The following is a 13,697-nucleotide window of genomic DNA, read 5'->3' on the forward strand; positions in this document are numbered from 1 at the left end:
TTAAAGGAGAATGACTTCGTGTTCAGAAATAGATTAAAAAATTACGGATTATGGGTGTCAGTAGCAGCACTTGTTCCACTTGCATTGTCAGCTTTTGGAGTAAGGTTTATAGATAATCAAAAATATACAGAATTAATTAATTCATTGTTGGCTGTTTTAGTAGGATTAGGAATAGTTAATGATCCTACAACAACAAATAAATGGTTCAATGATGATAAAAATGATCCTGAGCAAATCATTGGAAAAGATGATCATGAATAAGTATTTCATTCAATAAAGTGACAGATTTCTATCTGTCGCTTTTAGTTTTTTGTATAATAATTTCTAAATTGGCAAAAAACAAGTACATAATTTTATAAACGGAGACTATATGCTAAAATATATAAAATGCTTAATATTTACATGTATTTTCATTAATCTAGTCATATTTACTCAAGGTATTCGGTGTCATTGTAAAAATGTGTACGTAGGTGAATCTGCTGATCGAGTAGAAAAACATTGGTGGGGATATAGGAGATATGTAACTAATGAACAAGTTTCAAGAATTTCTAGCCAATTCGATTTTTTAGCTGCAGAGCTAGGGTTTGTTGGAGGTATATCTATACCTATAAGTTTTTTAAATCCTTTTGCAGGAATATTTGTTAGTAGTGTTCTAGAGTTATCATCATCGTATTATTGGCTTTTATCAACCTACGTTTCAAAGATAAATAGAGGTAATGGTGTAATTATTGATTTTAGTAATGGAATTGTATTTAGAATAATTGGTATATGAAGCTATGAAATTTATTCATAGCTTTTTTATAAGTTCAACATTGAGTTCATATCGTACATACTCGGTTTCTTATCTTTCAAAAATAATGCTGCTTTTAATGCACCCTGTGCGAATACATCTCTTGACAAGGCAGTATGTTTTATCTCTATTATTTCATTGTTTCCAGCAAACATTATTTCATGTTCTCCAATTATGTTTCCACCACGTAATGAATGTACACCTATTTCATTTGAATTTCGTTTACCTTCACCTAAACGACCATATTTGAAATTAACTTCTTCACCAAAAGTTTGCTCTATAAATTCTTTAATTGTATTCATCAATATAATGGCTGTTCCACTTGGAGAATCAATTTTTTGATTATGGTGTTTTTCTATAATTTCTATGTCATAATCTTTATATAGAGATTTTAGACCTTTTTGTATAAGAATTTGTAAAACATTTATTCCAATACTCATGTTATAAGACATAAATATAGGAATTTGTTTACTTGAATTTTTAATATTTTTAATTTGCTCTTGAGTGTGACCTGTTGTACAAATTACAATTCCAATTTTATTTTTTATAGCATGACTTAGAAGCTTATTTATAGAATTTGGATGAGAAAAATCTATTATAACATCAATTTTTTCTTTAACATCATCGATATCTTTATATACTGGTATTGAGCAATTTTTGTTTACAGTATTATCGACACCACATGATATTTCAAGGTTGTCATAGTCAAAACTTAAGTTTTTAATTGCGGTACCCATTTTTCCATTTATACCATTTAAAAGTATTTTTACCATTTTTCCTCCGATAGTTTGAAGAATATTTTTATATTAAATTTATTTTTTTCATCTCATTTTTTAGAATATTAAAATTCTTTTCATTCATATCCACAAGAGGTAGTCTTAAATTTCCAACATTTTTATTAATGATATTTAATGCAGTTTTAATAGGAATAGGATTTGTTTCAATAAATAGAGCATTTATAAAATCTAAATACTTTAATTGTAATTCTAAAGCTTCTTCTGTTTTCCCATCTATGTATTTATGGGTCATGTCATGCATAACTTTTGGTATTATGTTTGCAGCAACAGAAATAACTCCTTTAGCACCAATACTCATAAACGCTAAAACTTGATCGTCATTTCCTGAGTATAGATCTATTTGGGGACATAGTTTTCTGTATAAAATTGCTTGGCTTATATTTCCTGAAGCTTCTTTTACTGAAATTACATTTTTTAATTTGGATAGATCTAGAAGTTCTTGTGGAGATATGTTCATTCCAGTTCTTGATGGGACATTGTATGCCATTATAGGTAGGTTAACTTCATCATTCACTATTTTAAAATGCTCATACAATCCTCTTGAAGACGTCTTATTGTAATAAGGTGTTATTATGAGAAGTCCATCAGCTCCAGCTTCCTTTGAAAATCTAGACAATTCAAGTGTTTTCATAGTGTTGTTTGTACCAACTCCAGCAATAACAGGAATTCTTTTGTTTACGACTTCTATAGTTGTTTTTATTGTTTCTCTTTTTTCACTGTCGCACATTGTGGAACCTTCTCCTGTGGTACCACAAACAATTATTGCATCCGTACCACTTTCAATATGCCATTTTAAAAGTTCCTCTAACTTATTAAAGTCTACGCCATTTTCTGTAAATGGAGTCACGATAGCTACACCAGATCCAACAAATAAACTCATTATTATTTATCTCCTTTTATTCTTAATTATAAATTCACCAATTTGAACAGCATTCAGTGCTGCACCTTTCAAGATATTGTCGGCAACAACCCAAATGTTTATAGTATTGTTTTGTGATTCATCTATTCTAATGCGTCCAACATAGACTTCATCTTTACCTGAAATATATCGAGGCATTGGATATGAGTTGTTTTTTATATCATCTAGTACAACAATTCCTTTAAAACTTCGGAGCTCGCTTAAAATTCTATCTAAGGTTATCTCGTTTTCAAATTCTATATTTATACTTTCGCTGTGCGAATTCTCAACAGGTACCCTTACGCATGTCGCAGTAATTTTCAAGGAATCATCATTTAGTATCTTTTTTGTTTCGTTTATCATTTTCATTTCTTCTTTGGTATATCCATTTTCCAAAAAAACATCAATCTGTGGAATTAAATTTTCCTTTATAAGATACTGGAATTTGCTTAATTGGGCTTCGTCGTCAATGTTTAAGTCTTTAATTCCATAATTTCCAGCACCTGAGACTGCTTGGTAAGTGGAATAAATAATTCTTTTAATTTTAAATCTATCATGAAGAGGTTTTAAACATACTACAGCTTGTATTGTTGAACAATTTGGATTTGCAATTATCATACTATCTAATGCATCACAACCATTTACTTCGGGAACCACAAGAGGAATTTCAGAATTCATTCTGAAAGCACTTGAATTATCAATTACAATACAATTTTTATTTGCAAATACGGAAGAAAATTTTAAACTTGTATCTTTGCCTGCAGAGAAAAATGCGAAATCTAAGTTGTCCTTAATATTATCTTCAGTCAATTCCATAACTTCAAATTCTTGATTCTTAAATTTTAATTTTGATCCAGCAGATTTCTTAGAAGCATACAAGTAAATGTTATCTATAGGAAAAGCTCTTTTTTCTAGGACCTCAAGGAATGTTCTTCCGACTTTTCCAGTTGCTCCTACAATAGCCACATTATATTTCATTGAAATAAACCTCCAAGGTGTAAAGTACATTATTTATTATATATAAATAAAATTAATAAGAACAGTCAAATTTAATAAATTATTTTATTTAAGTATTCAGTATATTTACATAGGTCATGGTTAAAATATCAATATATAAATATATACTTTTACACTTAAGAGGTGATTTTTTATTAATAACAGTAATGCTCTGAAACGTATTATAAAGCAGAAATTAAAATCTAATAAAAAATTAACAGAACTTGAGCAACTTAGAGAAAATTTAAAATATGAGATTGCGGAAGAGTTAGGACTTAAAGATAAAGTTGATCGATATGGTTGGAGTGGATTAACATCTAGTGAAACTGGTAAAATTGGTGGCATAATGACAAAACGTAAAAAAGAGCTGAATGTACCTAAAAATGTTGATATTTTAAATCAATCAAAATAATATATAAGATTGTGCTTTATTGGATATAGAGTAGTGATTGAGAGCACACTTTAATTAACAAAATAAAAGAGCAACGATTGGTCGATACGTTGCTCTTAAATTTTTTTATAATGCATATTTACAAAATTTCTGACTTGTTTATCTATAATCAAAATAGTATCTAAGTCTGGATTTTCTATCTTATCATGACATTTTAAAGATTCGTAAATTAAGGTTTCTATGTCTAGAAATTTTATTTTTTCATTCAAGAATAATTTTACGGCTTCCTCATTTGCAGAGTTATATACTGTTGTCATACTCCCTCCAGATTTTCCAGAATCAAAAGCTAGCTTTATGCAAGGATATCTTTCAAAGTCTAATTTTGTAAAGTTTAAAGTTTTCACTTTGGATAAGTCCAGAGATGATAAAGCATTACTATGAATTCTTTTGGGGTAAGATAAGGCATATTGAATAGGGTTTCGCATATCAGGTGTACCAAGTTGTGCCATTATGGTAGTATCATTAAATTCAACCATTGAATGAATTATGCTTTCTCTGTGCAGTATAACATCTATTTTTTCATAATCTATATTGAATAAAAAGTGAGCTTCAATAACCTCAAGACCTTTATTTACCATGGTAGCAGAATCAACAGTTATTTTTGCTCCCATTTTCCAATTAGGATGGTTTAAGGTTTCATTAACAGTTACATTTCTTAATTCAAATCGATTTCTATCTCTAAAGCTCCCGCCAGAGGCAGTTAATATTATTTTTTTAATTTCTTTCTTGTTTTCGCCATTAAGACATTGAAATATTGCAGAATGTTCACTATCAATAGGAATTAAGTTAACGTTATTTTTTCGAATTTTTTCGTTTATAATATGTCCTGCTGTAACAAGAGTTTCTTTATTGGCTAATGCAATATTTTTACCATTTTCTATTGCTAGTATTGTAGGGAGTAATCCAATGTTTCCAACTAAACTGTTTATTATAATGTCAGATTTATGGAAGGTAGCCACCTCAAGTAATCCTTTTTCACCGTATGTAAATTTTATATTTTGATATTCAGAAGATAACATTTCACAGTCTTCTTTATTCATTACGCATACTAATTCTGGTGAAAAACATTTTAAAATTTTTCTCAACTCATGTATATTTCTACCAATAGAGATAGAATTAAGATTAAAGAGGTTTTTATTATTTTTTATAACATCAATTGCTTGAAGTCCAATTGAACCTGTGGCTCCTAAGATTGAAATATGTTTCATTTTTATAGTACCTTTCTAAGATTTTATTTTAATAAGGCTTTGTATTTTGTTGATTATACTTTCAGAGTCTAGGTTACTCAGCTTTCTTAAATTCTCTAAGTCACCATGTTGAAAAAACGAATCTTCAATTCCAAAAATCTCTATATCGTTTTTATATTTGTGTTTTATGGCAAATTCACATATACCTGAGCCAAATCCACCTATTTTGCAACTTTCTTCAATTGTTACAATTGGTAGATTAGATTTAAAAATTTCATGAAGTAAAATTTCATCCATAGGTTTTATAAATCTGGCATTAATAATTTTGATATCTATGTTTTTGTAGGATAATTCTTTTGAAATTTCAAAAGCAATATCTACCATTGGACCAAAAGTTAGAATTATGAGATCAGTTCCTTCCTTTTCTATAGTCCAACTTCCAAATTCTATGTCCACAAAATTTTCAACGTGTGCTAGTTTAGAGTACCCTCTTGGGTATCTAAATGCTATAAGCCCTTTATCAGAGTATTTGTACAAGCAATTGTATAATAAGTTTTGTGCTTCGGTCTGATTTTTTGGCATGATAATTGACACGTTTGGTATAGGTCTTAAAAAACTTATATCGTAAATTCCATGGTGAGTGTCACCATCCCCAGTCGCAAAACCACATTTATCCACTGCTAAGATCATGTTAATATTTTGCCGAGCTATGTCATGAATTATTTGATCATATGCTCTTTGAAGAAATGTAGAATACATGAATAGTATGGGTTTTAAATTTGATAGTGCTAGTGATGCGGAAAAGGTTGTACCATGTTGTTCGGCTATTCCAACATCAAATATCCTATTAGGAAATTTCTTAGCAAAAAATTCTAATTTTGATCCTTTAATCATAGCAGGCGTTATACAGATTATTTTATCATCATTGTTGGCAAGTCTTTCCACAGTTTCTGAAATCACAGATGACCAAGATCTGTGATTTGATTTTTTATTTTTGATTTTGAGCCCCGTGGAGATGTCAAATGGTCCTATACCATGCCATGATCCTCTGTTATCGTCTTCTGCAATTTTCAATCCATTACCTTTTTTAGTTATGACATGTAGTACATGAGGTTTGTTTATAGATTTTAAATTTTCGAGACTGTTTATTAAGTCTTTCATGTTATGTCCGTCAATTGGTCCAGAATACCCTATGTTTATATTTTTGAATAAAGTTTTTATGTTTCTGTGATAAGGTAAATTCATATTTTTAAGATTTGAAATTTCGTGTAGAGAGTTATGTAAATTTAAAAATGGTTTTTGAGTACTGGGATTCATTGCAGATATATTTGGAGAGATTGACATTTGGTTATCATTTAAAATTATGATTAATTTTCGCTGTTCGTATCCAATGTTGTTTAATGCTTCTAATGCCATTCCCCCTGTAAGAGCACCATCTCCGATTACAGCCACTATATTTTCATTTCTGTTTTTTAAATCTCTATTTATTGCCATTCCCATACATGCAGATAAGGACGTTGAACTATGACCAGTTTCCCATACATCGTATATGCTTTCATCTCTTCTAGGGAATCCAGATAATCCTCCAAATTTGCGGAGATTTTTGAAAAATTTTGCTCTTCCGGTCAGTATCTTATGTGTGTAACACTGATGACCAACATCGAATATCAATTTGTCTTCATCAAAATCAAAAACGTAGTGTAGTGCAATTGTAAGTTCAATTACTCCAAGATTAGCGGAGACATGTCCACCAGTTTTACTTAAAGAATATATTAAAAATTCTCGTATTTTTTTCGCTAATGAATATAAGTTTTCTATTGATAGAGTTTTAATAAAATTGGGATTTACTATATCATACAAGTAATTAAAATTTTTCATTTTTATCCATCCTAATAATGTTTTTAAAGATTAAAACACGTTTAATTATAACACATAAAATTATAATTAAAATTTTAAACTGAAGTATTTGACTATAAAGTACCAAAAAATTATCTGAGTATATGAAATATACTGAACATATGTAAAACTAAAATATCATTTGTATTTTTATGAATACTCACAATATTAACTATGGATTAACTGATATAGAAAAAAAGATAAAATTTTTAATAATTTGAACAAGTTAGTTTTTTATTGAAACCATAATAAAAAATATAAAAATAGAGAAAACTTACTAATAGTAAAATTAAGGAGGAAATTAATTTGGGAAATAAATTAGCTAGAATTATAGTTGGTTTTTCTATTGTGATATTTTTTAGTTTAAATAATGTAGTGATTTCATTTTCACTCCCATTTTCAAAAAATGTAAAGGGGTATAAGCTCTTGAGAATAGATTATGTTGATACAATAAAATCAAAAGTTTTATTGTATGAGCATGAGAAGAGTGGAGCACAAGTTATTCACATAAAAAATGATTCTAAGGTTAAGCTTTTTGATATAACGTTCAAAGTTCCTACAGTTAATAACAAGGGGACTAATCATATTTTAGAGCACATATTTTTTTCTGGGTCAGAGAAATACCCAGTGCGAGATGTTTTTCCTGCATTGTTTTATTTAAATAATTTGGAAAATATAAATGCTGCAACGGATACAAATTATGTTACATATTACGTTTCTTCGAGAGATAAAAATCAACTTAAGACAATCATGGATTATTATTTGAGTGCATTATTTCATCCAATTGTATATAGAGATGAAAATGTTTTTAAGCAAGAGGGATGGAGAATTGAGTTAGAGGAAGTAAACTCCCCTATAAAATTAACGGGAGTTGTCTTAAATGAGATGAAGGGATATGTATTTAACGATGAATTCTATAAATCCATTGCTTCCGTGGATAGTTTGTATAAGGGAGCACCAGGAGCTTTTAATGGCGGTGGAGATCCTTATGTTATTCCTGAACTTACAGTCGATGAGCTCATAGAATCTCATCAAAAATATTATACTCCTTCAAATTGTTTGATAATTTTATACGGTGACATGGACACTGAAGAAGTTTTAAAATTTATGGATATAGAACATTTATCCTTTCATGGTAGGAGAGAAAAAATAGAAGAGTATTCTATAAAGGAAAACTTAGATGAGAAAGTCTATACGAGGTTTAAGTATCCTGTTCCTGAGAAAGATTTGAAAAATAATAAACACATTTTCATAAATGCATTTGCTACAGGGAAGGTTAATAACGTTAAGGAAAACTTTGCACTCAAGTTTCTAGTTTCAATGATGGATACCGAATTTTCTGGTATTGAAAAAAGGTTTATTGAGAGAAACTTGGGAACAGATTTTGCTATTGATTTTAGAAATATAGGATCCAAACAATCCTATGTGATGTTTTCTGCAAATTCTGAAGATGAAAAGCAACAGGAATTTGAAAATTTTGTATACGAGGAATTGGAAAGATTTAGAGATAGCATTCTTACAGAAGAATATTTGAAAAATTATTATAAAATCACCAATAACGTAATTGATAAAAAAGTAAGTGACTCTCCTGAGAGCTTTATTATGTGGAATATAATAAATACTTGGTCTTCTGGTGGAGATATAATCGAAAGTGTAAAATTTTATGAAAATTTGGATTATTTACAAAATTATGGGGTAGAAGATTTTATTAACCTTATAGATATGCATTTTATTAATAACAAACACTCTTCTTTCATTTGTCTTGAACCAGAATTTGGAATTATAGAAAGTAAGGAGAGGACTTTAAGAGAGAGTCTCGATAATTATAAGGATTCCATGAGTGAAAATCAAAAAATAGATCTTGTAAATCAAACAAAGGATTTTAATTTATGGATCGAGAAAGATGATTCGCCTAAGATATTGGAAAAATTATCTAATCCATTTAAAAATGAACATGAAAAATTAGGTGATGCCCGAGTTCAAAATAAAGGTGGTGTTTACGAATATGTTTGGGGAAAGATTAGTGATGATAAATTTATAAACGTGTCGTTGAATTTTGATTCTCGAACTATTCCAAGAAGTAAAATCCATTATTTAGCTCTATTTTCAGATTTGCTCAAAGAAGGATTTGGAACTTCAAATAAAACCAATATAGAGCTTATGAGTGAACTAAAACAAACTCTGTCAAATTTAAATATTACCTTGGACGAAAATTTAAACTGTTTTGATGGTAATGTATATAATCCAATGTTTAAAGTGTCTTTTGATACTACGAGTGATAGGATGAAAGAGTCTACGGAAATATTGAATGAATTTATAAATAATATAAATTTTAAGAATGTAGAGCTTGTGAAATCAAATTTGAATAAATTGAAGTCATACTATGAGTCAAATCTTATAAATCCAAACATTGTATATTATGAAATAGATGGTTCAAATTATGATGGAGGAAAATACAGAAATTATGTAAAGGGACTTCCGTACATAAAGTTTTTGATAAATATATTCAACAAATTAAATGAAGATCCAAATTTTATAAACAATATTGTTAAAGATATAAAGCTGGTAAATGATATTGTGTTTAACGTAAATAATTTGAAGATAGGAATTATATCTAATAATGAAAATTATAAAAACGTTAAAAAATATCTTGAGGCTGAGCTTATTCCAAATCTAAATACTGAAATCAATAGAAGATATAAATATAAATTTGATACGGTAAGAGAAAGGATATCTATTAAGGCTCCTTCCACTAATGTAACTCTGTATGCTCTCTTGAATTTTAGGGCTAGTGGTAGGAATTATACTCCTAAATTTTTGGTTGCGGAATCTATACTTGGAGAGTACTTATACAGAAATTTAAGAGTGAGAAATGGAGCTTATCAAGTCAATTCTTTGGCAACGACTCAAGGAACATTAGCAGTAGTAGCAGGATTCTCTCCAGTTTTAACTGAGCAATTGAAGTCCATAAATAACATAGGAAAGTATTTAAGTGATATTGATATCTCGGAGTCTCTTCTTGAAAAATATAAAATAATTACGATATCATCTCTTGCAAATACCTGTGATGAAATAGATAGGGCAAGGACTGAAATACATAATTATTTGACTGGAATGACTAAAAAGGATTTTAAAAATATGGTAGATCAAATAAAGACTACGACAATTCAGGATATAAGAAGTATAGGGAAGACAATTTTGGATATTGGATTTAATAAAATTGGTGTTTTTGGAAATGCAACTGTGATAGAAGATAGTAGTAAAAATTTAAGTAATGTTTTTACTATTCCAGTAAAGAGTTAATTTGTAAGGCAACGGATACTTTTTAGGTATAGTTGCCTTTTATTTTGTTAAAGTAACAAGTAGTTAATGATTTCATATATTTAAGTATGTATTTAAATAAAGAGAGGATATGAATGTCTGAGTACTTAGAAAGATTGAAGAAATTGGTGGAAGAAAATTATGATGTAACTGTACTCAATATTATTAAATTTAAAAATGTATATAAGATTATTGCAGTTGAGGGGAATCTTTGTTTAAAACAGTTTAAATACAGTTTTTGCAGACTTAAACATGTACTTGAAGTATTTGAACATTTTCGTGAAAAGAATTTTGAAAATATATTAAATGTAATTTCTTCCAATACAAATTACAAATACGTAGAACTAGATGGTGTATATTTCTATATGACACATTGGGTGGAGAGCCGAGAACTAAATTATAGTAATATTTATGATATTGCCAAGGCTTCTAATCATATTGCAAAGTTTCATAATTATAGCACTAATTTTAAGAATTCGGATGATACAAAGGGAGATGTTAGATGGTTTAGATGGATTGATATATTTAATAGGAAGATAAGCGATATTTTAAAATTTAGAGATGAAATTTTAAAAAAAGAATATTTATCAATTTTCGATAAGATATATTTGAAAAATGTAGAAAAGAATATAGGTATGGCTAATGAGTCTATTGAAAATTTGTATAAATTTGATTATAAAGAAATCATGAAAAAGCACATACGGGAAAATTATATATGTCATCATGATTTGGCAAATCACAATATTTTGCTTGATGGGGATGATAAAATTTATTTTATAGATTTTGATTACGTTATATTAGATACCTTTCTGCATGATTTTGCAAGCTTTATTATGCGTTCAATGAAAATTGGAAGATGGAATATAGATAAATTTAAAATTATAGTCGACTCTTATAGAGATGTAAAATACATGTCGAAACAAGAGCTATCTTTAGCCATGTCTTTTTTATTATTTCCAAATGATTTTTGGCAGCTTGGATTTCAGTATTACGTGGAAGAAATTAGATGGAATGAAGAAAAATTTTTAAGAAGGCTTACACGATTTGAAAATGATAAATATGATAGAGCCGAATTCATTAGAGATATAATTTCAAAGCAATAACCTTGGGAGTTTTTATGAGTTTTAGAAGTTATGTAATGTCTAGAAACATATATGATGATAAACAAATTTTTAAATCCAAAATACAGAATTTTACAGATGAAATTTTAACCAAACATATTTATACTTTATGTGATTTGCATGGAAGATTGAGAGGATGTACCATACCGATTAACAATATGATAAATAAAATGGTTGATGATTTTAAAATTTCGAGAATATTTTTGGAGAGAGACCTGAGGAGATACAAAGATAACTATCACAATGAGTTTGAATATAGCGTTGGAAAATTTGGGGACAAGATGCTTCGAAGAATTGAAACTGTACTTGATGTCATTGAAAATAATGATTATGAAAATGTAATTTTAAGAAGTATAAAATCCAAAGAAATTTCTGTATACAATGTTTTTCCCCATCAAGTTTATGCAGATCAAAATTCAAAAATTTATGTGAAGAATATAGATGAATTTTGTGAAAACATTATTGAATATGACTATATAAAATTTTTAACTAAGATTAAAAGAACAGGAATAGACATTGATTTTATTAAAATCTGTACTCGTATATGCGAACTAGAAAAATTAGATATTAATAGTTGCAATATTATCATGGCTTGTGTTAGTTTTCCTTATGAATTTATTAGGGTTATATCAAAATACAGAGATTTAGGTGAAAATTTATCTGATTATTCAGGAAAAGTGGATTTTGATATGGTGTTAAAAAAAGATGGTGAAAGTCTTGTGTGATTTTGGAATTATTGAAGATGAAAGATTTGATTTATGCAAGTATAACTTGTCTTATGACTTTATTTACGATACAGTTGGTTTGCATGCATTGGAGTGTTACCCAGTTAGAGGTGGGTTTCAAATAATTGACGAGCATAAATGTAATTATTTTTTAACCAAGGTAAGCAACGAAAATTTTAAAAGATACAGGCACATTCATAGTATTTTAAAATCTCTCAAAAACAAAAATGTTGATATATTAGATATTTATTCACGATACGACGGGGAATATATTTTTGGTGATGAGTACGGAGAGCAATATTTAATTTTTGAACTTGGAAGTGGAGTTTATAAAAAACACCACGAATTTAATTTGTTTGATGTGTCGAACAGTATTAAAAATTTTTATGAGGCATCGGGAAACTGTACACTTGATTATGATTATATAAATTATTTCTCAGATGATATGAATGAGATAGATATCATAAATAATCACATAAAGAATTTAAACAAGGTTGATAAAATAATTTCCTTAAAGTATAGCAAGGATTGTTTTGATTTGAATTATGATGTGAGCCGCGAGATTATATTTGAAAGGCTATACTTTGCTAAGGATTTCTTTTCAAGTGAGGAGTATATTTCTTTTTTTGGAGATCCCAAAAATTTAAAATTCATACACGGTAATCTCTCTAATAGATCATTCATATACCAAAATAACGATTGCCTATTGTCAAATTTTCTGAATTCCTCAATGGGTCTAATCATAAAAGATATTTCAATACTGGTGATTAATATGGAATATAATATTGACATTGTAGATCTGATTAATTTCACGAGATTATTAATTCCAGATTTTGATATCAATATGAGGTTTTACAAGAGAGCTATATTGAGTTATTTAAACATATACAATAGTACTTTCAAATTAATCAATGGGAAGTATTTGTGTAATGTTGGTTCTCAAAATATGGTAATGACTAATGAGAAATTAGATGAATTTAAAAATTACAATACTAAGCTAAATGATTTTGTAAAAAACATATCCTTCACATAATTAATGTGGAGGATTTTTTATTTAAAAATGTTTCTCAATTATATATTTTAACAAACAGTCACAACCGTTTTTAATAAGTTCATACGTTAAATCAAAATTTCCTGTATAATAAGGGTCAGGAACATGATCATAATCGGAATCATTTATGAAATCTGTTATTTTATAAATCTTCTTGTTAGATATAATTTTCAAAACATCCTTCATATTTGAGTCATCCATAACAACTATGTAATCACTGTCAATTAGATCACGTTTTGATAATCCTTGGGAGTAAATATTCGAAAAATCTATTTTATGTTTTTTCAAAATATTCTGAGTTCCTATATGTGGAGGGTTTCCGATATTGTAACTTGAAGTGGCTTTTGATGCAATAGAGATCTTGTCTTCAAGATTATTTTCCCTAACGATGTGTCTCATATATGCTTCGCTCATAGGAGATCTGCAAATATTTCCCAAACATATAAATAATACTTTAACCAATT

General features: G+C 28.5%; 13 protein-coding genes. 7 read left to right on the forward strand and 6 right to left on the reverse strand.

Annotation, left to right across the window (positions count from 1 at the left end):
- Nucleotides 1-18 precede the first annotated feature (18 nt).
- Entirely contained in the window at nucleotides 19-261 is a 243-nt protein-coding gene (locus tag AALI31_RS02775) for a phage holin (protein ID WP_489885004.1), read from the forward strand.
- Nucleotides 262-460: 199 nt separating this feature from the next.
- Entirely contained in the window at nucleotides 461-772 is a 312-nt protein-coding gene (locus AALI31_RS02780) for a hypothetical protein (protein ID WP_489885005.1), read from the forward strand.
- 26 nt (nucleotides 773-798) lie between these two features.
- Here AALI31_RS02780 and dapB read toward each other — a convergent pair whose 3' ends face one another.
- The 3 genes from dapB to AALI31_RS02795 are packed head-to-tail and all read right to left on the reverse strand — an operon-like array spanning nucleotide 799 to nucleotide 3,463.
- A complete protein-coding gene (dapB, locus tag AALI31_RS02785) occupies nucleotides 799-1,563 on the reverse strand; it encodes a 4-hydroxy-tetrahydrodipicolinate reductase (RefSeq protein ID WP_489885006.1) in 765 nt (254 codons plus the stop codon).
- Nucleotides 1,564-1,591: 28 nt separating this feature from the next.
- Entirely contained in the window at nucleotides 1,592-2,467 is an 876-nt protein-coding gene (gene dapA, locus AALI31_RS02790) for a 4-hydroxy-tetrahydrodipicolinate synthase (RefSeq protein ID WP_489885007.1), read from the reverse strand.
- A gap of 6 nt (nucleotides 2,468-2,473) precedes the next feature.
- Nucleotides 2,474-3,463: an aspartate-semialdehyde dehydrogenase gene (locus AALI31_RS02795; RefSeq protein WP_489885008.1), complete on the reverse strand. Its 990-nt coding sequence runs from the start codon at nucleotides 3,461-3,463 to the stop codon at nucleotides 2,474-2,476.
- A gap of 190 nt (nucleotides 3,464-3,653) precedes the next feature.
- Between AALI31_RS02795 and AALI31_RS02800 the strand changes: the two genes are divergently transcribed.
- Nucleotides 3,654-3,893 carry an alpha/beta-type small acid-soluble spore protein gene (locus AALI31_RS02800; RefSeq protein WP_489885358.1) on the forward strand — a complete coding sequence of 80 codons (240 nt, stop codon included), beginning with the start codon at nucleotides 3,654-3,656 and terminating at the stop codon, nucleotides 3,891-3,893.
- Between the two features lie 95 nt (nucleotides 3,894-3,988).
- Here AALI31_RS02800 and AALI31_RS02805 read toward each other — a convergent pair whose 3' ends face one another.
- Entirely contained in the window at nucleotides 3,989-5,140 is a 1,152-nt protein-coding gene (locus tag AALI31_RS02805) for a 1-deoxy-D-xylulose-5-phosphate reductoisomerase (protein ID WP_489885009.1), read from the reverse strand.
- 15 nt (nucleotides 5,141-5,155) lie between these two features.
- Complete coding sequence (dxs, locus tag AALI31_RS02810) at nucleotides 5,156-6,997, reverse strand: 1-deoxy-D-xylulose-5-phosphate synthase (RefSeq protein ID WP_489885010.1); 1,842 nt, start codon at nucleotides 6,995-6,997, stop codon at nucleotides 5,156-5,158.
- Nucleotides 6,998-7,321: 324 nt separating this feature from the next.
- Between dxs and AALI31_RS02815 the strand changes: the two genes are divergently transcribed.
- From AALI31_RS02815 to AALI31_RS02830, 4 genes are all read left to right on the forward strand, one after another.
- The gene (locus AALI31_RS02815; protein WP_489885011.1) at nucleotides 7,322-10,318 is read left to right on the forward strand and encodes an insulinase family protein; all 2,997 of its coding nucleotides are present in this window, start codon (nucleotides 7,322-7,324) and stop codon (nucleotides 10,316-10,318) included.
- A 113-nt stretch (nucleotides 10,319-10,431) separates the two neighbouring features.
- On the forward strand, nucleotides 10,432-11,439 hold the full coding sequence (locus tag AALI31_RS02820) for a CotS family spore coat protein (RefSeq protein ID WP_489885012.1): 1,008 nt from the start codon (nucleotides 10,432-10,434) through the stop codon (nucleotides 11,437-11,439).
- Nucleotides 11,440-11,453: 14 nt separating this feature from the next.
- Complete coding sequence (locus AALI31_RS02825; RefSeq protein WP_489885013.1) at nucleotides 11,454-12,182, forward strand: spore coat protein; 729 nt, start codon at nucleotides 11,454-11,456, stop codon at nucleotides 12,180-12,182.
- Nucleotides 12,163-13,215 carry a hypothetical protein gene (locus AALI31_RS02830; RefSeq protein WP_489885014.1) on the forward strand — a complete coding sequence of 351 codons (1,053 nt, stop codon included), beginning with the start codon at nucleotides 12,163-12,165 and terminating at the stop codon, nucleotides 13,213-13,215. The genes AALI31_RS02825 and AALI31_RS02830 overlap by 20 nt, the downstream gene beginning before the upstream one ends.
- 21 nt (nucleotides 13,216-13,236) lie before the next feature.
- On the opposite strand, the gene AALI31_RS02835 is transcribed toward AALI31_RS02830, so the two are convergent.
- The gene (locus AALI31_RS02835) at nucleotides 13,237-13,695 is read right to left on the reverse strand and encodes a low molecular weight protein-tyrosine-phosphatase (protein ID WP_489885015.1); all 459 of its coding nucleotides are present in this window, start codon (nucleotides 13,693-13,695) and stop codon (nucleotides 13,237-13,239) included.
- Nucleotides 13,696-13,697: the final 2 nt, after the last annotated feature.

The sequence above is a fragment of the Anisomitus miae (SeqCode) genome, from assembly GCF_054906395.1.

Coding starts and splice junctions, on each gene's coding strand:
- dapB (WP_489885006.1), bottom strand. CDS start 1,563: ATGGTAAAAATACTTTTAAATGGTATAAATGGAAAAATGGGTACCGCA.
- dapA (WP_489885007.1), bottom strand. CDS start 2,467: ATGAGTTTATTTGTTGGATCTGGTGTAGCTATCGTGACTCCATTTACA.
- AALI31_RS02795 (WP_489885008.1), bottom strand. CDS start 3,463: ATGAAATATAATGTGGCTATTGTAGGAGCAACTGGAAAAGTCGGAAGA.
- AALI31_RS02805 (WP_489885009.1), bottom strand. CDS start 5,140: ATGAAACATATTTCAATCTTAGGAGCCACAGGTTCAATTGGACTTCAA.
- dxs (WP_489885010.1), bottom strand. CDS start 6,997: ATGAAAAATTTTAATTACTTGTATGATATAGTAAATCCCAATTTTATT.
- AALI31_RS02820 (WP_489885012.1), top strand. CDS start 10,432: ATGTCTGAGTACTTAGAAAGATTGAAGAAATTGGTGGAAGAAAATTAT.
- AALI31_RS02825 (WP_489885013.1), top strand. CDS start 11,454: ATGAGTTTTAGAAGTTATGTAATGTCTAGAAACATATATGATGATAAA.
- AALI31_RS02830 (WP_489885014.1), top strand. CDS start 12,163: ATGGTGAAAGTCTTGTGTGATTTTGGAATTATTGAAGATGAAAGATTT.